Consider the following 20897-nt stretch of genomic DNA (forward strand, 5'->3'; position numbering starts at 1 on the left):
CCGCCTGCAATCTCAGAGGCGCAGATCTGCCATTTCGTGGGTGATGTCGTCTTCGCCGAGGGTCTGGCGGATCTTTGCCAGATGGGCCTGCTCGCTCCAAAGCTCGAACTTGTTGCCCATGCCCAGCAGCACCGCCTTCTTCTCGATCCCCGCGGTACTTCGCTGGCTCGCCGGCAGCAGGATCCGCGCGGCGCTGTCCGGCTCGACCACCGACGCGGCACCCACCAGCTTCATCTGCAGGTTGCGATGGGCAGCCTTGACGCTGGGCAACGCATTGACCTGGTCCCGCACCTGCTCCCACTCCGCATGGGGGAACAGCCAGAGACAGCCATGCTCGAAGGGGTTGTAGGTCACCACCAGGCGATTGGCACAGGCGCCCGCGACCAGCTCCCGATACATCGTCGGGATGGCCAGCCGGCCCTTGTCGTCAACGCTGATGGCGGTCTCGCCCTGGAACACGGCCCAATGGCTCCACAAAAACCCACGATTTCACACCGAAACCCACGATAGTCTCGCCCCCTGAGACTGTCAAGGGAATTTCTTTTGTGAATCAAGGAGTAAAGGCAAAGAGGTGACCAAATTTCACCTCTTACCTGAGGAAGCCCGGCGAGATGCTTGAAACCATGGAATTTTTGTCCCGCGCCAGCGGCACAACCCCATGCCGCCCGGGATGAACCGGCATTCAGAACCGGCCGCACCACAAAAAACCCCGGGCGGTCGCCCGCCCGGGGTGGAAAAAGGTGGAGTCGGCCTGTAAGCCGGGTTCTGTACGCCTTGCGACGCGACAGTCATTCCTCTCGGCCAGGCGTCGCCGCCTGGCTCCAGCAACCTACCCGGGAACAACGCGGGCCGCGTTATCGTCCCCCTATTTGGTCTTGCTCCGAGTGGGGTTTACCGTGCCGTACGGCGTTGGCCCCGTACGCGGTGCGCTCTTACCGCACCCTTTCACCCTTACCTGTGCCCTTGCGGGCCATCGGCGGTCTGCTCTCTGTTGCACTGGCCGTCGGCTCACGCCGCCCAGGAGTTACCTGGCACTCTGCCCTGTGGAGCCCGGACTTTCCTCGACGCACCGAAATGCGACGCGACTGCCCGGCCAACTCCGCCTCGTATTGTAGGGGGCGGGAGCGGGAATAGGGAGAACGGATCGGGAACGGACCGCGCAGGCAGCGCTCAGCGCTACTCGCGGTACAGCAGCTTGCGCGGAGCGCCGCTGATCGCCGCAGCCAGCTTGGCCGCCCTGGCCGGCGGCAGCTCCTCGCGCAGGATGGCGAACACCCGCTCGCCCTCTGCCAGCCGGGCGTCGACCTCCTCGCCGCGCCCGGCCACCAGCACCACGCATTCGCCGCGCTGCTGGTCGGGGTCGGCGGCGACCCGCGCGGCCAGCTCGCCCAGCGGCTCGCCCAGCACGGTCTCGAACAGCTTGGTCAGCTCGCGGGCCAGCACCGCCTCGCGCTGCGCGCCGAAGGCGTCTCGCATGTCCGCCAGGCTCTCCGCCACGCGGTGCGAGGACTCGTAGAAGATCAGCGTGCGCCCTTCCCCGGCCAGCTCCTGCAGGCGGCCGCGCCGCGCCGCAGCCTTCGGTGGCAGGAAGCCCTCGAACACGAAACGGTCGCTGGGCAACCCTGCCACCGACAGCGCGGCGATGGCCGCGCAGGCGCCCGGCACCGGGATACAACGCACGCCGGCTGCACGCGCGGCGCGCACCAGCCGGAAGCCCGGATCGGAGATCAACGGCGTGCCGGCGTCGGAAATCAGCGCCACCGACTCGCCCTCGGTCATGCGGCGAACCAGGCCGTCCACCACCTCGCGCTCGTTGTGTTCGTGCAAAGCCACCAGCGGCGTACCGATGCCGTGATGCTGCAGCAACGGACGGCTGTGTCGGGTGTCCTCGGCGGCGATCACCGCGACGTCGCGCAAGGTCTGGATGGCGCGTGCGGAAATATCGTCACGGTGGCCGATCGGCGTGGCGACCACCCACAGGGAACCGGATTGGCTGACTGGCATCGACTGGGATCCTCGTCCGCCGCGGCGCGACGGATTGATCGTCTATCATCGCGCAGTCCTACCTTTCCGATCACGACCCAAGGGATTCTCCATGCGCCTGACTCGCGCCGCCGGCCTCGGCCTGCTGATCAGCCTTGCGCTCACCGCCTGCGTGCCGACGGCCACCCAGCGCTCGCCCGCCGAGATCGCCGCCCTGCACCAGGCCGACACACTGCGCCAGCAGGGCAATTTCGACCAGGCCGCGCAGGCATACCTGGCCCTAGCCGGCAACAGTCCCGCCCATGCCGACACCTACCGCCTCAGCGCGGCGGAGGCGTACCGGCAGGAAGGCGACCTGGACAAGGCCGCCGCCCTGCTCGCCAATATCCGCCGCGATCGCCTCAGCGGGGACGAGCCGGTACGGCTGGACCTGCTGCGCGCCGAGATCGCCCTGCACCACAACGATCCGCGCAGCGCCCTCAACCTCACGACGCAACCGACCCTGCGGGTACCGCAGGATCTCCAGTTGCGCCTGCTGGAGATGCGCGCCCGCGCACTGGATGCCATCGGCGACCACTGGACCGCGGCGCGTACCCGCGCGCAGATGGACGACTCGCTCAGCGGACTGGACCGCGCACAGAACCAGCGTGAGGTGCTGGCGCAGCTCGGCAAGCTCAGCGTGGCCGAACTGCAGCAGCGTGCCAGCGCCATGACCCCGTCGGACCGCATGCTGCCGTGGATCAACGAATCCCTCTCGCAGCGCGGCATCACCGTCGCGACGCCGCAGCCATCGCTGGATCAGCCGGTGGGCACCATGATGCCCGGCGCCGACGCCAACGTCCGCGAGGGTTACCATATGCCTGCGCGGATCGCCCTGCTGCTGCCCGACTCGCCGGAGTTCGCCAGCGCTTCCACATCCGTGCGCGAAGGCTTCTTCGCCGCCTATGCCGACGCCAGCAGGAGCCATGCGCCGCGCGCGGAAGTGCGCGTCTACGGCAGCGACGGCACCGCCGTCGGCGCAGTGAAGGCCTACCAGCAGGCCGTGAGCGACGGCGCCGAACTGGTGGTCGGCCCCCTCACCCGCGCGGCGGTCACCGCCGTCGCTACCCAGGCCATCCTGCCGGTACCGGTGCTCGCCTTGAACCATGCCGACGACAACACGCCCCCCTCGGCCAACGTCACCGAGTTCGGCCTGCTACCCGAGACCGAGGGCGCCCAAGCCGCCGACCACCTGATCGAGCGCGGGCTGCACTCGGCCTACGTGATCGTGTCCAGCCAGGACTTCGCGCAGCGTGCCGCCGCGGCGTTCAAGGCCGAGCTGGTCGCGCGCGGCGGACAGGTGGTGACGCAGGCGTCGCTTGCCGTCGGCGCCATCAACTTCACCCAGACCATCGCCAGCATGAACATTCCGGCCGCCCAGCCCGACGCGGCGATCTTCATCAGCATGCGCCCCGAGCAGGCACGCCTGCTGCTGCCGCAGCTGCGCGTGGCGCACATCACGTTGCCGGTCTTCGGCACCTCGCACATCTACGGCGGCACCGACGATGCCGGCGACGACCGCGACCTGGAAGGCGTGGAGTTCTGCGACGCCCCCTGGCTGTTCGATGCGCAGCCCGGCCTGCCGCCGCACGCCGGCATCGCCGCCCTGCTTCCGGCCGCCAGCGGCAGTGCGGCGCGGCTGTTCGCCTTCGGCATGGACGCGTGGAACCTGGTGCCGTACCTCGGCTGGTTGCGCGACCACCCGGGCAGCTACCTGCCCGGTGCCACCGGCCAGCTTGCCGCCGACCCCTTTGGCCACGTGCGGCGCGTACTGGTGTGGGCGAAGTTCACCGATGGCGTGGCGCGCCCGCTGACCGGCAGCCTGCAACTGGATGCGCCGTCGGTCGCTCCACCGGAACAGGCCCCGGGCAGCGGACTGCCGGCCCCGGCCAACAGCGCCGGCCAGCCCTGATGCGCAAGGCCGGCGCCGCCTTCGAGGCGCTCGCGCAGCGCGACCTGGAGCGCGCCGGACTGGTCCTGCTTTCGTGCAACTACACCACCCGGCACGGCGAGCTCGACCTGGTGATGCGCGACGGCGAACAGATCGTCTTCGTCGAAGTGCGCCAGCGTGCGCGCAACGGACACGGCGGCGCCGCGGCATCGATCACCGCCAGCAAGCGCGGGCGCCTCATCCGCACCGCCTCGTTGTGGCTGGCCGCTCATCCGCAGCATGCCCGGCGGACCTGCCGCTTCGACGTGGTCAGCTACGACGGCGCGGGCGAGGAGGCGCAGATGCGCTGGCTGCGCGGCGCGTTCGAGGCCGACTGAGCCTCGGCGCCTTCAGACCGGGCGCTCGCCCAGCAGCAAGCGCAGGCCGAACAGCACGAACACCGCGCCCGCCAGCGCATCGATCGCGCGGGCCATCCGCAGGTAGCGGCGACGCACCGCCGGCAGGCCGAAGCACGCCGCCACCAGGGCGAACCACGCCAGCGTCTCGCCCACCACCAGTCCGCCGATGAGCCAGCGCATGCCCGCGCTCGCGGTCGGCCCCACCAGCACCGAGAACACGCTGCCGAAGTAGACCAGCGCCTTGGGGTTGGAAAGATTGGTCAGCAATCCAGCCCGCAGGCTTTGCCAGGCATCGGGCGCGACGCGCGCGGGCGGACGGCCACCGGCACCTCGCCACGTACTGCGCAACAGTTGCACGCCCAGCCAGATCAGGTAGGCCGCACCCGCCGTGGCGATCGCCTTCTGCAGCCAGCCCAGGCGCGCCATCACCAGGTGCAGTCCGAGCAGGGCCAGCGCGGCCCACACCGCCACCCCCAGCGCGATGCCGCACACACCGGCCATCGCCTGCGCGCGCGACCGGGCCACCGCGGTCTGCGAGACGAACAGGAAATCCGGCCCCGGGCTGGCAAGCGCGAGCAGGTGGATCACGGCGATGGTGAGGAGGTTGCCCATGGAATCCGATCCGGCGAAAGCGCAGGTGGCCAGTGTAGGGCTCCGCCCCCGCCGCGGCGCGGCTTGCTCCTCGCCGGCCGGCTCCTCTACGCTGCGGCGCACTGCATCCCGCCCCGGCGGGGCCGATCCGGGGAATGCCTCCTGTCGCTTCCGGTCGAAACCGTGGCCCCGGCCGCGATCGCCGTCGCGTGCAGAAACGCCCCACCCACTTGCCGCACGAAGCCGACCGATGAGTATCAAGTTCCGCCTGGTGGTGATGAATTTCCTGCAGTTCTTCGTCTGGGGATCGTGGCTGATCACCATCGGCGCCTACTGGTTCCAGAACAGGCACTGGGGCGGCGCGCAATTCGGCGCGATCTTCTCGACGATGGGTATCGCCTCGGTGTTCATGCCCTCACTGATGGGCGTGGTGGCGGACAAGTGGATCAACGCCGAGAAGCTCTACGGCCTGCTGCACATCCTCGGCGCGATCGTGCTGTGCATCGTGCCGACGATCGACCGGCCCGGCGTGCTGTTCTGGGTGATGCTGGTGAACATGTGCTGCTACATGCCCACCATCGCGCTGTCTTACGCGGTGGCCTACAACGCACTCAAGCGCGACGGGCTGGACGTGGTGACCTCCTTTCCGCCGATCCGCGTGTGGGGCACGGTGGGTTTCATCGCCGCGCTGTGGACGGTGAGCCTGCTGCACCTGGAAACCACTCCCGGCCAGTTCTACGTCGCCGCCGGTGCGGCGCTGGTGCTGGGCCTGTACGCATTCGCCCTGCCGCCGTGCCCGCCCAAGCTCGAACGCGTCGCCTCCAGCCGCTCGCTGCTGGATACGCTGGGCCTGACCTCGTTCAGGCTGTTCAAGAACGCCAAGATGGCGATCTTCTTCCTGTTCGCGATGCTGCTCGGCGCCTCGCTGCAGCTGACCAACGCCTACGGCGACACCTTCCTGCACGACTTCGCGACGGTGCCCGCGTACCAGCACCTGATCGCGGTGAAGTACCCGGCGATCATCATGTCGATCTCGCAGGTCTCCGAAACGCTGTTCATCCTGGCCATTCCGTTCTTCCTCAAGCGCTTCGGCATCAAGACAGTGATGTTCATCTCGATGGCGGCGTGGGCGCTGCGCTTCGGCCTGTTCGCCTACGGCAATCCCGGCCCGGGGCTGTGGATGATCGTGCTGTCGTGCATCGTCTACGGCATGGCGTTCGACTTCTTCAACATCTCCGGCTCGCTTTTCGTCGAGGGCCAGAGCGATCCGGCGATCCGCGCCAGTGCCCAGGGCCTGTTCATGATGATGACCAATGGCATCGGCGCCATCCTCGGCAGCTCGATCAGCGGCGTGGTGATCGAGGCCTTCTTCACCGCCCCGGACGGCGCGAAGGACTGGCACGGTATCTGGATGAGCTTCGCCGCCTACTCGGCGGTGGTCGCGGTCGCCTTCCTGATCCTGTTCCGCCACAAGCACGTACCCGGACGCGACCTCGGCGGCACCATCGCGCACTGAGCGACGGCGCGGCTAGTCCACTGCTGCGGCGGCGACCGCGCAGTCGCGACCGGACGACTTGGCGGCATACAGCGCGGCATCCGCCGCGCGCATCCAACCATCCAGATCGTTGTGCCGCAGGGCGTCGAACACCGCCACCCCGATACTCACCGTAACGCGCTCCGGACCGACCTTCGACGACAGGGGCAGCCCTGCCACGCCCGCGCGCAGCGTCTCGGCCAGCCGCATGCCGGCCTCGGCACCCAGCATCGGGCAAAGCACCGCGAACTCCTCGCCACCGATGCGCGACACGCGCCCGTGCGTGCCGACCGCTTCGCACAGGAATGTCGACACCTGCACCAGCACGCGGTCGCCCTGCGGGTGACCAGCGCTGTCGTTGATGCGCTTGAAATGATCGACGTCGATCAGCATCAGCACCGGCGCCGGCACATCCCCGCGCAACGGCAACAGCGAGCCGGCGTGCTGCAGGAACGCACGACGGTTGTCGATACCGGTAAGCGGGTCGCGCAATGCCAGCAGCTGCAGCTCGGCGGCATGCCTGCGCTGCGCCCGCAGCAGCAGGAACAGGAGGACCGCCACCAGCATCAGTCCGGCCAGCGCCCCGCCGGTCACCCGGCCGACCAGCACGTCGCGCCGACGCGCTTCCTCGCGCTGTCGTGCCTCGGCGCGCGCCGCCTTGAGGGCCAGATCCTTGATGCGGTTTTCTCGCTCCAGGTCGTGGATCCGCAGCTCTTTCTCGCGGACCGCATAACGCGCCTCCAGCTCGGCCTCGATGGCGCGCAACGCAGGCGTGCTGGTGGCGGCCGTCAGCTTCAACGCCTCACGCAACTGGGCCACCGCATCGTGCATGCGGCCGTTCCGCTCGGCCAGTTCGCTCTCGCTGCGCAGGAGGTCGACCAGTTGTCCATCGATTCCGGCGGCACGAGCGCGCGCGACGGTGGCCTGCATCATGGCGTAGGCCTGGCGGGGATGACCCAGCGCCGCCTCGGCACGCGCGATGTCGGTGCTGGAATCGAGCGAATCGCTGATCCGCCCCGCGGCCAGTTCGTGCGCCAGCGAGGTGCGCGACAGCGCCAGCGCTTCGCGCGGACGGCCCAGCTTCAGGTACATCTTGGACAGGTTGTCGCCAACCATCACCGCCAGCTCGGTAGCCCCCACCCCGGCAAAACGGCGGCGCGAGCGCTGGTAGGCCGCGGCCGCCTCCCGGGTTCGTCCCAGGGTGGCCAGGGCGATGCCTTCGTCATTCTCGGCATCGGCGATACCCCAGGCATCGCCGACGGCGCGGTAGCTGTCCTCGGCCCGACGGCACAGCTCCAGCGCCTTCGTGGCACTCTCGTCCAGCGCATAGGCGTCGCAAAGCTGGAACCGCGCCCACGCGACGATCTGCGCATCACTGCTGCCCTGCACCCGGGCGGCGGCGCGCAGCGCCTCGCCGAGCCCGTCGCCGATGCCGTTGGCCACGTCATGGCGGGCACGCAGGAACCCCGACGCTGCCAGCGCCACGGCGTCTCCCCGGGCCTTCCCGAGGCTGTCCAGACGCAGCGTGGATTCGGCGAATGCCGCTTCGTCGTCGGCATTGATCGCCGCCGTGCCCATGCCCCAGAGCAATGCGCGCTCGTCGGCCGGCGCCAGGTTGGCGCCGCCACGATCGAGACGCTGGCGCACGTCGACGATCACGCCGTGCGGATCGGTCACGGCCCGACCGCGCAGCGCGTTGATCGACATCGCACCGCCAGCATGTGCCACCAGCGGCAGCAACAGCGCCATCGCGACCAGGTGTCTGGACATCGTATCCCTGAGTCTCCCTTGGAGCGCCCGGCCACCGCGACCGCCACGGCCTGGCGCGGGTGCATCTCCGCCCAGACGTTACACTAACGCCATGCAGATCGGCCCCTACCGCATCGACCCGCCGGTGGTGCTCGCGCCCATGGCGGGCGTCACCGACAAACCGTTCCGCCTGCTGTGCAAACGGCTGGGCGCGGGTCTGGCCGTGTCGGAGATGACCACCGCCGATCCCAGCCTCTGGCACACCCGCAAGTCGCTGCGGCGAATGGACCACGAGGGCGAGCCCGAGCCGGTCAGCGTGCAGATCGCCGGCTACGACCCGGCGATGCTGGCCGAGGCGGCGCGCTTCAACGTGGCCAACGGCGCGCAGATCATCGACATCAACATGGGCTGCCCCGCCAAGAAGGTGTGCAACGTGTGGTCCGGCTCCGCCCTGCTGCAGGACGAGCCACTGGTCGCGCGCATCTGCAAGGCGGTGGTCGGGGCGGTCGAGGTGCCGGTGACGCTGAAGATCCGCACCGGCTGGGATCGCGAACACAGGAATGCGCTGCGCATCGCCCGCATTGCCGAGGACGCAGGGATCGCCGCGCTGTCGGTGCATGGTCGCACCCGCGCCGACAGGTACGAGGGCGAGGCCGAGTACGAGACCATCGCCGCGGTGAAAGCCAGCGTGGGTATCCCGGTGCTCGCCAACGGCGACATCACCACGCCCGAGCGAGCGCGGCACGTGCTCGATGTCACCGGCGCCGACGCCGTGATGATCGGCCGCGGCGCCCAGGGCCGTCCGTGGATCTTCCGGGAGATCGCCCACTATCTGGCCACCGGGGAAAAGCTTGCCGAACCGACTCCGGACGAGGTTGCCACCATCCTGCTCGGCCACCTCGAACACCTTCATGCGTTCTACGGCGAACTGGCCGGCGTGCGCATCGCGCGCAAGCACCTGGGCTGGTATGCCAGGGACCGGCCGGAAAACGCCGCTTTCCGCCAGGTGGTGAACCGCGCCGACAGCGCACGCGAGCAGATCGCGCTGACCCGCGCCTACTTCGCCACCCTGGCCGCCGACGAGCCGATCCACGAAGCCGCCGCCTGATCCAGGAACCGCCCCGGGGGCGGCACAATGGGGGGCACGCGAACCATTGGCGACACCGCACAAAGGCGGTGCACAACATGACCCGCGCGCGTACGATAAGCCACCCGCTGTTCACCAGGCCCCCCATGGAAGCCATCCCCACCGCAGCTGCTGCCAGTGATGCTCTCGCACAGCTCGAGCGCAGCCGCGCGCAGTGGTCGCTGCTCGATGCGCTGCTGCGTCGCCTGGTCACCCGGCTGACCTACGCTGCCGACGGACGGGGCCCGGCCCTGGACGCCGCGCTCGCGACGATTCGCCGCCAGGTCCGCGAGCCGGTCGGCGAGGCGGAACTCGAGCCCCTGCTCACCGAGCTCGGCGAGGCGATCAAGGCGCTGGACGAGCCCGAGGCCACCGGCGAGCGCGGCCCGGATCCGCTGCCGTTCACCGAATCGCTCTCGGTCGGCCAGATGCTGCTCGCACTGGTGGACCGCCTGAAGCTTGGGGACGAGGCACTGGACCGTCTCGAGGCCCTGCGCCAGACCATTTCCGACTGCACCGACCCGGGCACGCTGGCGATCCAGGCGGATGCCATCGCCACCCTGGTCAACCGCCAGTGCGAACGGCTGACCGAAGCACGCGACGCCGCCGAGCGCCTGCTCAAGCACGTCACCGAGCAACTGGAAGAGCTGGCCGTCTACCTGGCGCGCGAGGACATGTCCCATCGCGACGGCGCCAGCGCGCGCGAGCAGCTCGACCAGGAGGTGCTGGGCGAGATCCGCGAGCTGGAGTCGGAAGTGGCCAGCGCGTGCGAGCTGGGGGCGCTGCAGACCCAGGTGCAGCAGCGCCTCGGTGCGATCAGTGGCCACCTGAAGAACTTCCGCCAGCGCGAGGAAGCCCGCGAGCACGAGTGGCAGGCGCGCACCGAGCAGATGAGCCAGCGCATCCGCGAACTGGAACGCTCGGCCCAGGCGATGGAGACGAGCCTTCGCCAGGAGCGCGCGCTGGCCTCGACCGATCCGCTGACCGGCGTGGCCAATCGCCTGGTGTTCGAGCAGCACATCGCCGATGCGTGCCTGCGCGCGGCGCGCTCCGGCGCCCAGAGCAGCCTGCTGGTGCTGGACATCGACCGTTTCAAGCAGATCAACGACAACTTCGGCCACGCCGCGGGCGACCGCGCCCTGCGCATCGTGGCCGAACAGCTGCGCGCCGGCCTGCGCTCGGACGACCTGCTCGCGCGCTACGGCGGCGAGGAGTTCGTGGTGGTTCTCGCCGGCGTGGGAGCCGAGGCCGCCCTGCGCGCCGCCGAATCGCTGCGTCGGCGGATCGAGAGCCTGGGTTTCCACGGCCAGCAACGCCCGGTCCGCATCACCCTGTCGTGCGGCGTCACCGTGCTGCGCGCCGACGACTCCCCGGAGAGCGCCTTCGAGCGCGCCGACAGCGCCCTGTACCGGGCCAAGCGCGGCGGCCGCAACCGCTGCGAGCTTGCCTGATCCGGGATGCATGCACGGCCGTCCAGACGGCTGAACGGGAGGCACCCCGCCCCATCAGGCGGCCGCTGCAAACCCTCGACCGGCGTTGTATCATCCCCGTTTTCTCTTTATCTCTTTATCCGAAAGGAAGGATATAGCCCGCGATGAGCAGCCATCTCTTCACCTCCGAGTCGGTCTCCGAAGGCCACCCGGACAAGGTCGCCGACCAGATTTCCGATGCCGTCCTCGACGCGATCCTCGCGCAGGACCCGCGTGCCCGCGTGGCGTGCGAAACCATGGTGAAGACCGGCGTGGCGATCGTCGCCGGCGAGATCACCACCAGCGCCTGGATCGACCTGGAGGCGCTGACCCGCAAGGTCATCGTCGACATCGGCTACGACTCCTCCGAGGTCGGTTTCGACGGCGCCACCTGCGGCGTGCTGAACCTGATCGGCAAGCAGTCGCCGGACATCAACCAGGGTGTGGACCGCAAGAAGCCCGAGGAACAGGGCGCCGGCGACCAGGGCCTGATGTTCGGCTACGCCACCAACGAGACCAGCACCTTCATGCCGGCGGCGATCCATCTGTCGCACCGCCTGGTCGAGCAGCAGGCGAAGATCCGCAAGAAGAAGAACTCGCCACTGTCGTGGCTGCGCCCGGATGCCAAGAGCCAGGTCACCCTGCGCTACGAGAACGGCAAGGCCGTGGCGATCGACGCGGTGGTGCTGTCGACCCAGCACGACCCGGGCGTCAAGCAGAAGCACCTGATCGAAGCGGTGCGCGAGGAGATCCTCAAGCCGGTGCTGCCGGAGAAGTGGCTGCACAAGGGCACCAAGTACCACATCAACCCGACCGGCAAGTTCGTGATCGGCGGCCCGGTGGGCGACTGCGGCCTGACCGGCCGCAAGATCATCGTCGACACCTACGGCGGCTGGGCCCGCCACGGCGGCGGCGCATTCTCCGGCAAGGATCCGTCCAAGGTCGACCGCTCGGCCGCCTACGCCGCGCGCTACGTGGCCAAGAACGTCGTGGCCGCGGGCCTGGCCGACCGCTGCGAGGTGCAGGTTTCCTACGCCATCGGCGTGGCCGAGCCGACCTCGATCTCGGTGACCACCTTCGGTACCGGCAAGATCGCCGACGACAAGATCGAGAAGCTGATCCGCAAGCACTTCGACCTGCGCCCGTACGGCATCATCCAGATGCTCGACCTGATCCATCCGATGTACCAGCAGACCGCCAGCTACGGCCACTTCGGCCGCAAGCCCTACGAGATGAAGGACGCCGCCGGCAAGGCCTTCACCGCGTTTTCGTGGGAGAAGACCGACAAGGCCGACGCGCTGCGCGCCGACGCCAAGCTGAAGTAAGCGACTCGCCGCAACAACGGGTCACCGAGAACCCCGCGCCCAGGCGCGGGGTTTTTTTTCGGCCCGCCACATCGACCGGCCCCTGGCTCAGGGCATCGGTGGCGACTTGGCCGTCCCGAGCATGCTCAACGCCTCCTGGCGTTCGCCGCGAAGGCTCGCGTTGAGCTTGCCCGGGTCCATCGCGATGACCGGGTCCATGTAGCGCTGGCGCACCGCCTGCGCCGCTGCCGTGTCATGCAGGTGCTCCAGCACGCCATACAGCCGCGACGCACTCTCGATGGTGTGCGCGTCGCTCTTTCCGAGCAGCTCGTTGCGCCCTTCCACCGCCTTTTCGTAGGGAGCGCGCGCGGCCGCCCAATGGCCGGCGGCGGCCTCGATGTCGCCCAACAGGTTGTAGGTGGCGAATACGATCGGATGCTGCGGCCCGAGCACCCGGATCTGCCCGGCGAGGGTCAGGCGCGCCTGGCTCATTGCCTCCTGGTACTGGCCGTCATAGCTGAGCAGGTTGGCGAGGCTGCCGTGTGCCATCAGCGTGTCGGGATGATTCTCGCCCAGCTGCCGCTGGTGCGCGGCGAGAATCCGTCGCTCGATGGCGATCGCCCGCACCATGAAAGCGTGCCGCACGGCCGGGTCGTCGGAGGCGTTGCCGCGCTTGGCCAGCAGCCGGACCATCAGGGTCATCGAGGCGATGGTCTCGGGGTGATCCGGCCCCAGGACGCGGCTGCGCGTGTCGATCACCGCCGTCACATCCTGGGCCGCCTTCGCATAGGCCGCCTCGTCACCCGACAGATAGACCTCGTCCATCGCCAGCATGTGGCGCGCGGCGAGCGTGTCGGGGTGGTTCGCTCCCAACCGCCGGGTACGGATCGCGACCACTTGGCGCGCCAGTGCCAGCGATTTCTCGAAGTTGTGGCGGTAATGCTGCAGCTGCGCCAGGGTGATCATGGCGTCCAGGGTCTCCGGCGCCTCGGCGCCGAACGTGGCCCGGTCCAGTTCGACCATCGGCTCGGCCAGCGCCAGTGCCTCGTCGCGCTGCCCCAGCCCGATCAGGGTGACGACCAGGTCACGGCGCAGCCGCAGCAAGCCCGGGTCGGTGGCCGGCATGGTCCGGCTGAGGGCGTTGTAGAGCGACTGCTGCTCCTGGCGGGCCTCTTCCAGATGACCCTGGCCGGCCAGCACCTTCGCCCGGCCAGCCTCGGCCCGGACCCGCACCGGATCGCCGATCGGCCGCAGCGCGGTGGCCGCAACCACCCCGGAGTACAACGCACCGGCCGAGGCCAGGTCGCCCTGGCGCAGGCGCACGCGTGCCAGGTCCAGCTGCGCCGAAAGCACCCCGTCCGGATCGGCCGGACTCAGCCTCTTGCGTGCCGCCAGCACCTGCTCCAGCTCCGCCGCCGCATGGTCGTAGCTGCCGATGTTGAGCAACACCCGCGCCAGGGACTGGCGGACATCCGCGGCCAGCCGCGGCGCATCGGCGAAATCATGGCCGATCCGGTCCAGCGCGTGATTGACCACGAAGGTGTCCAGCATGCGCCGCGCCAGGTCGGTGGAACCGGCGGGGTTTGTCGTGGTGTCGGCCTGGCGCGCGCCGGTGATGGCATGTCCCATCGCGTCGATGTCCACGCTGTCGAGCATCGACTGCTGGAAGGCCACCACGCGCTCGAGCTGCCGCTGCCGCTGCTCGGCGAGACCGCGTGCCGCGCGCGCATCGTCGAGGGCGATCAGCGAAGCGAACAGACCGGCCAGCATGGTGAGCAGTACGGCCGCCGCCGCCGCCAGCGGCCACCGGTTGCGTTGCATGTAGCGTCGCGCGCGGTACCAGTGCCGGCCGCGCCGCGCCTCGACCGGACGACACTCGAGGAAGCGCCGCAGGTCCACCGCGAGCGCGGTGACGCTGGCGTAGCGCTCGTCGATCCGGCGGCGCAGCGCCTTGAGGATGATCGCCTCCAGGTCCGATGGCACCGCCCGTCCGCGGGCCGGCGGCAGGCCGGCCTCCTGCCGGGCCAGGCGGGCTGCGCGACTGGGCGACACGAGGTTGCCGGCGATGATCGCGTTGGACAGCACGTGCGGCGTCACCAGTTCCTGGTAGGGCCGGCGTCCCGCCACCAGCTGGTACAGCACCACGCCCAGCGAGTACACGTCGGCCGCGGCAGTCAGCGGCAACCGCTCGATCTGCTCCGGGCTGGCGTAGGCCAGCGTCATCGCCTGCGCGGCGGTGGCGGTCCGCTGGGGATCGAGGTGGTCGCCGACCATCCGTGCGATGCCGAAGTCCAGCAGCTTCGGCGATCCATCCGCCGTCACCAGGATGTTCGCCGGCTTGATGTCGCGATGGATGATCAGGTTGCGGTGGGCATATTCCACCGCCGTGCAGACCTTCAGGAACAGCTCGATCCGTCCGGTCAGGTCCAGTCCGCGGCGGTCGCACCAGACATCGATCCGCTCGCCGTCGACGTATTCCATCGCCAGGAACGGCCGGCCGTCGGCGAGCAGTCCGCCGTCGAGCAGGCGCGCGATGCCGGAATGCTCGAGCCGGGCCAGCAGCTTGCGCTCCTGGCAGAACCGCTCGGTCAGGACCGGCGAGCCCTCGGCGGCAGCCGTCAGCAACTTCAGTGCCACCTGCTGGCTGAAGTCATCGTCGACCCGCTCGGCCAGGTAGACCGTACCCATGCCGCCCTCGCCGAGGTGCCGCAGCAACCGGTAGTGGCGGGTATCCCGCGCCTGGGCATCCTGGCCGGTCAGGTCAGGCGACGTGACCTGCAGCACCGGCAGCGGTGCGGTGTGGGTGGAATCGATCGCCGCAAGCATCCAGCGCACCTCGCGCAGCAACGCCTCGTCCACCCCGCATTCGCCCACGACAAAACCATCCCGCGCGGACTCCGGCAGGTCGGCAGCGGCCAGCGCAACGCGCTTGGCCTCGGCATAGCGATCGGTTTGTGCCCCCTTCATGCCCTCCTCCCGAGGGTCGCTCCACGCCCGGACTCAGCCGGGCTTGCGTGCCACCAGATCGATCAGCGCGGACATCCCCCGATGCCCGGCACCTTCGTCCAGTTCGGCGTCGTACGACGCCAGATGTTCGATCTGCAGGTCGGCGAAAGCCTCCCGCAGCATCGGCTCGGTGTACAGATGGGCGAGCTCGGACGGCCCGCCGGTGCGGTATTCCAGCTGCTCGGGGCGGTAGCCCTCCAGCAGCAGCACGCCGCCGGGCTTCAAAGCAGCCCGGATGCCCTCGAAGATCCGGGCACGCAGCGCCGGGTCGGCGAACTGGAAAAAGATCGCCGCGATCACGTCGAAGCGCTCATGCCCGAAATCCCAGCTCGCCAGGTCGGCCAGCTCCCAGGTGAGACTCACGCCACGCTCGGCGGCCAGGCGGCGGCTCTTGCCCAGCCCGACCTCGGAGGCATCCACGGCCAGCACGTCCAGACCCTGTTCGGCGAGCCAGACACCGTTGCGCCCCTCGCCGTCGGCCAGCGCCAGCGCGCTGCCACGGGCGGGCAGCCGACGCTGCTCGGCACGGAGGAAGGCGTTGGGCGCGGTGCCGAACAGGAAGTCCTCGCCCGCGTAACGTTCATTCCATCGATTCATGACCGATCCCGGAGGGAAGCCGCCGGAGTCTAGACCACCCCGCCCGGCTCCGCATGTCCCGGCCTCCAGACGGACGCCCTGCACCCGTACAATGGGCGGATGTCCCTGATCCAACTCCAGCGCGTCGACTTCAGTATCGGCGGCCCCCTCCTGCTCGAACATGTCGATCTGTCCATCGATCGCAACGAGCGCGTGTGCATCGTCGGTCGCAACGGCGAAGGCAAATCCACCCTGATGAAGCTGATCGCCGGCGAGCTGCAGGCCGACGACGGCGAGATCCGCGTGCAGAACGGCATCGTCGTCGCACGCATGGCGCAGGAGGTGCCGCAGGGCACCGAAGGCACGGTGTTCGACGTGGTCTCCGACGGCCTCGGCGACCTCGGCCACCTGCTGGCGCGTTACCACCACCTGCTCGCCGAGGGCGACTTCGACGCGCTCGGCGACGTGCAGCACGCCATCGAGGCACAGCACGGCTGGGACCTGGATCGCCGCGTCACCGAGGTGATCACCAAGCTCGAACTCCCTGCCGACACCGACTTCAACGCACTGTCCGGCGGCATGAAGCGCCGCGTGCTGCTGGCCCAGGCGCTGGTGCGCAAGCCCGACGTGCTGCTGCTGGACGAACCCACCAACCACCTCGACATCGAGGCGATCGGCTGGCTGGAGAACTTCCTCAAGCAGTTCGACGGCAGCATCCTGTTCGTCACCCATGACCGCAGCTTCCTGCGCGCACTGGCCACCCGCATCGTCGAGATCGACCGCGGCGCGCTCACCGACTGGCCCGGCGACTACGACAACTACCTGCGCCGCCGCGAGGAGCGCCTGCACGCCGAGGCGCAGGCCAACGCCCTGTTCGACAAGAAGCTGGCGCAGGAAGAGGTGTGGATCCGCCAGGGCATCAAGGCCCGGCGCACCCGCAACGAAGGCCGCGTGCGCGCGCTGAAGGCGCTGCGCGCCGAACGCGCCGAGCGGCGCAACCTCAGCGGCAACGTGAAGATGACCGCGGCCAATGCGCAGGCCTCGGGCAAGAAGGTGATCGACCTCGAACACGTGCACCAGGCCTACGACGGCCGCGTGCTGATCGACGATCTGACCACCACGATCATGCGTGGCGACCGCATCGGCATCATCGGTCCGAACGGCGCCGGCAAGAGCACCCTGCTGAAGATCATGCTGGGCGAGCTGAAACCCCAGCGCGGCACGGCGGAACTGGGCACCGGCATCCAGATCGCCTACTTCGATCAGCACCGCCTGCAGCTCAACGACAAGCTCAACGCGCTGGACAACGTGGCCGAGGGCCGCGAGTTCATCGAGCTCAACGGCGCGCGCAAGCACATCATCGGCTACCTGCAGGACTTCCTGTTCTCGCCCGAGCGTGCCCGCGCGCCGATCACCCGACTGTCCGGCGGCGAGCGCAACCGCCTGCTGCTGGCCAAGCTGTTCGCGCAGCCGTCGAATCTGCTGGTGATGGACGAACCGACCAACGACCTCGACGTCGAGACGCTGGAGCTGCTGGAAGAACTGCTCACCGACTACCAGGGCACCCTGCTGCTGGTCTCGCACGACCGTGCGTTCCTCGACAACGTGGTGTCCAGCACGCTGGTGCTGGAGGGCAACGGGCAGATCGGCGAGTACGTCGGCGGCTACAGCGACTGGTTGCGCCAGCGCCCCAGCGCCGCGGCGGCCGTGGCAGCTGCAGCCGCAAAGCCCGGCCTCACCCGCACCGATCCTCCCGCGCCGGCACCAGCGCCGGCGCCGAAGCGCAAGCTGAGCTTCAAGGACCAGCGCGAGCTGGACCAGCTGCCGGCGCGCATCGAGGCACTCGAGAACGACATCGCCGAGCGCACGGCCGCCATGAGCGATCCGGCCTTTTTCCGACAGGACAGCGCCGCGGTCACGGCTGCCAACGAGGCACTGGCGAAGCGGCAGGCCGAACTGGACGCCGCCTACGCGCGCTGGAGCGAGCTGGACGGCTGAGGCTTGTTCAGCGGGCGGGGGCCAGCTGGGCCTTCACCGGGTCCGTGGCCGGCGGGATGACGACCTGCAGCCGCGGCGGACGCAGCGTCTCGGCCTCGGCCGTACCGATCGGCGAGAGCGCCTCGAGGACGCGACGGGCCAGCCCGTGGCGCTGCGGATGCGGTGCCGAGGCGAACACGGCCGCCTCCCGCGCCCGATCGGCGAAGCCGCGATCGAGCAGTTCGGCCATGCGATGGTCGCGCGCGCGCCAGGTGTCCCCGCCGAGCACCACACCGAACAGCCGATGGCCGTTGCGCACCGCGGTCGACGCCAGGTTGTAGCCGGCGGCGTTGGTGTAGCCGGTCTTCAGTCCGTCCATCCCCGGGTAATGCGCCATCAGGTGGTTGTGGCCACGGACCAGGCGACCGCGGAAGCGGAACCGGGTCGTCGCGAACAGCTTGGCGCGGGCAGGAAAATCGCGGTACAGCGCCATCGCCAGCCGGCTCATGTCGCGCGCGGTGGTGGTCTCGTCGCCGCCCGGCAGGCCGGAGGCGTTGGTGAAGTGGGTGTGGCTCATGCCCAGCAGCAGTGCCTGCGCGTTCATCGCATCGACGAAACGCGCCTCCGACCCCTTGCCGAGCCGCTCGGCCACCACGGTGGCCGCATCGTTGGCGGACTTGGTGATCATGCCGAGGATCGCATCGTGCACGGTGATCGTCTGCCCCGCGCGCAGGCCCAGCTTGGTCGGCTCCATCCCCGCTGCGTGGGCCGAGACGTGCATCTTGTCGGTCATCTTCAGACGGCCGTCGCGCAGCGCCTGAAACGCCAGATACATCGTCATCATCTTGGTCAGCGACGCGGGGGCATGCGGCTCGTCCGCGTGGTGTTCGCTGAGCACCAGCCCGCTCGTGCCATCGACGATCACCGAGGTCTCCTCGGCGTGCGCAACGCCGACGAGCACCAGGGCAAGGACCATCGCCCTGGCCAGCCAGACGGGCCAGGCGCGGGGTGAGGAGGCGGGAATACGAAGGACGGCCATGCGGACAGCGCTCGATGAACTGATGCAAACCGTATCGTGAAGATGGCATCAAATCCACAGGTCACTGCTCAGAATGCGCATCTAAATGATTGTTTAACCTTTGGTTGTCGGTTCAGGTTGCGCCCGCAGGGCCCGTCGGGACAGGGCTCGCCGCCGATGTGCCCCCGAGGTGAGCCCGCGGCCCCGCCAAGTATTTGTATGGCGTACGTTTTTGCGATTTTTCGCATGACTTTCGGCAGGCCTTTGCAGCGACCCTTGCAACGTTATAGCGTTCGTTGTTTCCGCCCCGCCCGAGCGACGTCCCGGATGCTCCGATCACGGCCCCCTGCGTTCCGAAACCCGCCGCTCCGGCTCACCCGGCACCGGGCAAGCCTGTTGCTGATCGCCACCACCATCCTCGGCGGGTGTGCGGTCGGGCCGGACTTCAGGCCGCCAGCCGCGCCGGCCACCACCCACTACCTCGCCAAGACGCCTGCCGGCACGACCGGTCGAACCGGTGTCGCGAAGGGTGCGACGCAGCACTTCGACGAGGGCGGTTCGATCCCCGCCGACTGGTGGACGCTGTTCCATTCCGCGCCGCTGGACGCGCTGGTGCGCCAGGCGCTGGCCAACAACCACGATCTGAAGGCCGCGCAGGCGGCGCTCACCGTGGCGCACGAGACCACCCTGGCCGGCCGCGGCAGCTATTTCCCGGCAGTGAGCGCCGGCGTGTCGGCCAGCCGCGAGCAGGATCCGCCCGGCGCGCTGGCTCCGGTGCCCAGTTCCAACGCCTACCTGTACAACCTGTTCACCCCGCAGGTGAACGTGTCCTACGTGCCGGACGTGTTCGGCCTGAACCGGCGCACGGTCGAATCGCTGGCCGCGCAGGAGGACGCCACCCGCTACCAGCTCATCGCCGCGCGGATCACGCTCAGCGCCAACGTGGTGAACACCGCGGTGCAGGTCGCCTCGCTGCAGGCGCAGCTCGATGCCACGCAGGACCTGCTCAGGCTCAACCGGCAGATGCTGGAGATCGTCCAGCGCCAGTTCGACAAGGGCTACGCCAGCCGGCTCGACCTGGCCGCGCAGCAGTCGCAACTGGCCCAGGTCAACGCGACGCTGCCGCCGCTGCGGCTGCAACTGGCCCAGCAGCAGCACGCGCTGGCGGTACTCACCGGCCAGTTTCCCGGCGATGCCGACGCGGCGCACTTCACCCTCGACGGCTTCACCCTGCCGGCCGAGCTGCCGCTGAGCCTGCCCTCGCAGCTGGTGGCACAGCGGCCCGACGTACTGCAGGCGCAGGCCAACCTGCACGCGGCGAGCGCGGCGATCGGCGTGGCCGAGGCCGCACGCCTGCCGCAGATCGAACTGAGCGCCACCGCCGGCAGCACCGCGCTGGCGATCAACCAGGTGTTCCACGCCGGCACCGGCTTCTGGAACATCGGCGCCGCGATCACCGCCCCGCTGTTCCAGGGCGGCGCGCTGCGCCACCAGGAGCGCGCGGCACGCGCCGCCTACGTGGAAGCCGCCGAGCAGTACCGCAGCACGGTGCTGGTCGCCTTCCAGAACGTGGCCGACACCCTGGTCGCGCTGCAGCAGGACGCCGACGGACTGAAGTCCGCGGCGACCGCCGCGGATGCGGCCAAGGTCACCCTCGATCTCTCGCAGCGGCAGTGGAAGGACGGCTACGCCGACTACCTCGCCGTGCTCAACGCCGAGCAGGCGTACCAGCAGGCGCGCATGACGCTGGTGCAGGCGCAGGCCGCCCGCCTCGCCGACACCGCCGCGCTGTTCCAGGCACTCGGCGGCGGCTGGTGGCATGCCGAGACCCACACCCCGCCCCCTTCCGACGGGAACACCCATGACCAGTAATCCTCCCCGCCTGGTGCGGATCCACGCTGGCGCCCTGGCACTCGCGCTCGGCGCCGTGGCGCTGGCCGGTTGCTCGGACGGCCGGCACGATGCCACCGACGCCGCCAAGGTCACCGCCCACGACGTCACCCTCACCGCCGCACAGCGCCAGCACATCCACCTGCAGGCGGTGACGATGGGCAGCTTCCACCCGGCCATCGCCACCACGGGCCGGGTGGACTTCGACAACGAGCGCGCCACCAGCGTGATCGCGCCGTTCACCGGCCCGGTCGTGCAGCTGAAGGCCGCGCCCGGCGATCGGGTGACGAAGGGCCAGGTGCTGGCCACCGTGGCTTCGTCCGACTTTGCCGCCGCGATCGGCGGG

At 69.3% G+C, this 20897-nt stretch carries 16 protein-coding genes and 1 other RNA gene; 9 read left to right on the forward strand and 8 right to left on the reverse strand.

What is annotated here, in order from left to right:
- Positions 1-12: 12 nt before the first annotated feature.
- The 3 genes from mraZ to rsmI form a co-directional block, all read right to left on the reverse strand.
- A complete protein-coding gene (mraZ, locus tag C693_RS0100195; RefSeq protein WP_017460224.1) occupies positions 13-459 on the reverse strand; it encodes a division/cell wall cluster transcriptional repressor MraZ in 447 nt (148 codons plus the stop codon).
- A gap of 279 nt (positions 460-738) precedes the next feature.
- Positions 739-1101: RNase P RNA component class A (gene rnpB / locus C693_RS22415), an RNA gene on the reverse strand.
- 75 nt (positions 1102-1176) lie between these two features.
- A complete protein-coding gene (gene rsmI, locus C693_RS0100200) occupies positions 1177-2004 on the reverse strand; it encodes a 16S rRNA (cytidine(1402)-2'-O)-methyltransferase (protein WP_017460225.1) in 828 nt (275 codons plus the stop codon).
- A gap of 91 nt (positions 2005-2095) precedes the next feature.
- On the opposite strand from rsmI, the gene C693_RS0100205 reads away from it, so the two are divergent.
- Both C693_RS0100205 and C693_RS0100210 read left to right on the forward strand, forming a co-directional pair.
- The gene (locus C693_RS0100205; protein ID WP_017460226.1) at positions 2096-3934 is read left to right on the forward strand and encodes a penicillin-binding protein activator; all 1839 of its coding nucleotides are present in this window, start codon (positions 2096-2098) and stop codon (positions 3932-3934) included.
- Positions 3934-4290 carry a YraN family protein gene (locus C693_RS0100210; RefSeq protein WP_017460227.1) on the forward strand — a complete coding sequence of 119 codons (357 nt, stop codon included), beginning with the start codon at positions 3934-3936 and terminating at the stop codon, positions 4288-4290. The genes C693_RS0100205 and C693_RS0100210 overlap by 1 nt, the downstream gene beginning before the upstream one ends.
- A 12-nt stretch (positions 4291-4302) precedes the next feature.
- Here the strand turns inward: C693_RS0100210 and C693_RS0100215 are convergent, their stop codons facing one another.
- A complete protein-coding gene (locus C693_RS0100215) occupies positions 4303-4923 on the reverse strand; it encodes a threonine export protein RhtC (RefSeq protein ID WP_017460228.1) in 621 nt (206 codons plus the stop codon).
- A gap of 229 nt (positions 4924-5152) precedes the next feature.
- Here C693_RS0100215 and C693_RS0100220 point away from each other — a divergent pair, with 229 nt between their 5' ends.
- Positions 5153-6418 (forward strand): nucleoside permease, encoded by a 1266-nt coding sequence (locus C693_RS0100220; RefSeq protein WP_017460229.1) that lies wholly within the window; start codon positions 5153-5155, stop codon positions 6416-6418.
- Between the two features lie 12 nt (positions 6419-6430).
- On the opposite strand, the gene C693_RS22410 is transcribed toward C693_RS0100220, so the two are convergent.
- Positions 6431-8206: a tetratricopeptide repeat-containing diguanylate cyclase gene (locus C693_RS22410; protein WP_157798518.1), complete on the reverse strand. Its 1776-nt coding sequence runs from the start codon at positions 8204-8206 to the stop codon at positions 6431-6433.
- 91 nt (positions 8207-8297) lie between these two features.
- On the opposite strand from C693_RS22410, the gene dusB reads away from it, so the two are divergent.
- The 3 genes from dusB to metK all read left to right on the forward strand — a co-directional run bounded on the left by dusB (position 8298) and on the right by metK (position 12105).
- Entirely contained in the window at positions 8298-9293 is a 996-nt protein-coding gene (dusB, locus tag C693_RS0100230; RefSeq protein ID WP_017460231.1) for a tRNA dihydrouridine synthase DusB, read from the forward strand.
- Positions 9294-9418: 125 nt separating this feature from the next.
- Positions 9419-10762: a GGDEF domain-containing protein gene (locus C693_RS0100235; RefSeq protein ID WP_017460232.1), complete on the forward strand. Its 1344-nt coding sequence runs from the start codon at positions 9419-9421 to the stop codon at positions 10760-10762.
- A gap of 143 nt (positions 10763-10905) precedes the next feature.
- On the forward strand, positions 10906-12105 hold the full coding sequence (gene metK, locus C693_RS0100240; RefSeq protein ID WP_017460233.1) for a methionine adenosyltransferase: 1200 nt from the start codon (positions 10906-10908) through the stop codon (positions 12103-12105).
- Positions 12106-12192: 87 nt separating this feature from the next.
- Here metK and C693_RS0100245 read toward each other — a convergent pair whose 3' ends face one another.
- Together C693_RS0100245 and C693_RS0100250 are read right to left on the reverse strand one after the other, a co-directional pair.
- Positions 12193-15051: a serine/threonine-protein kinase gene (locus tag C693_RS0100245; protein ID WP_017460234.1), complete on the reverse strand. Its 2859-nt coding sequence runs from the start codon at positions 15049-15051 to the stop codon at positions 12193-12195.
- 33 nt (positions 15052-15084) lie between these two features.
- On the reverse strand, positions 15085-15687 hold the full coding sequence (locus C693_RS0100250) for a class I SAM-dependent methyltransferase (RefSeq protein WP_017460235.1): 603 nt from the start codon (positions 15685-15687) through the stop codon (positions 15085-15087).
- Positions 15688-15786: 99 nt separating this feature from the next.
- On the opposite strand from C693_RS0100250, the gene C693_RS0100255 reads away from it, so the two are divergent.
- Positions 15787-17664: an ATP-binding cassette domain-containing protein gene (locus C693_RS0100255; protein WP_017460236.1), complete on the forward strand. Its 1878-nt coding sequence runs from the start codon at positions 15787-15789 to the stop codon at positions 17662-17664.
- Positions 17665-17671: 7 nt separating this feature from the next.
- On the opposite strand, the gene C693_RS20680 is transcribed toward C693_RS0100255, so the two are convergent.
- Positions 17672-18682 (reverse strand): D-alanyl-D-alanine carboxypeptidase family protein, encoded by a 1011-nt coding sequence (locus tag C693_RS20680; RefSeq protein WP_083868184.1) that lies wholly within the window; start codon positions 18680-18682, stop codon positions 17672-17674.
- Positions 18683-19057: 375 nt separating this feature from the next.
- Between C693_RS20680 and C693_RS20685 the strand changes: the two genes are divergently transcribed.
- Positions 19058-20533: an efflux transporter outer membrane subunit gene (locus C693_RS20685; RefSeq protein WP_017460238.1), complete on the forward strand. Its 1476-nt coding sequence runs from the start codon at positions 19058-19060 to the stop codon at positions 20531-20533.
- Positions 20523-20897 (forward strand): efflux RND transporter periplasmic adaptor subunit (locus C693_RS0100270; protein ID WP_026107064.1); only part of this gene is annotated, 375 nt, incomplete at its 3' end. The genes C693_RS20685 and C693_RS0100270, both read left to right, overlap by 11 nt.

The sequence above is a fragment of the Dyella ginsengisoli LA-4 genome, assembly GCF_000334915.1.
GTDB lineage: Bacteria > Pseudomonadota > Gammaproteobacteria > Xanthomonadales > Rhodanobacteraceae > Dyella_A > Dyella_A ginsengisoli_A.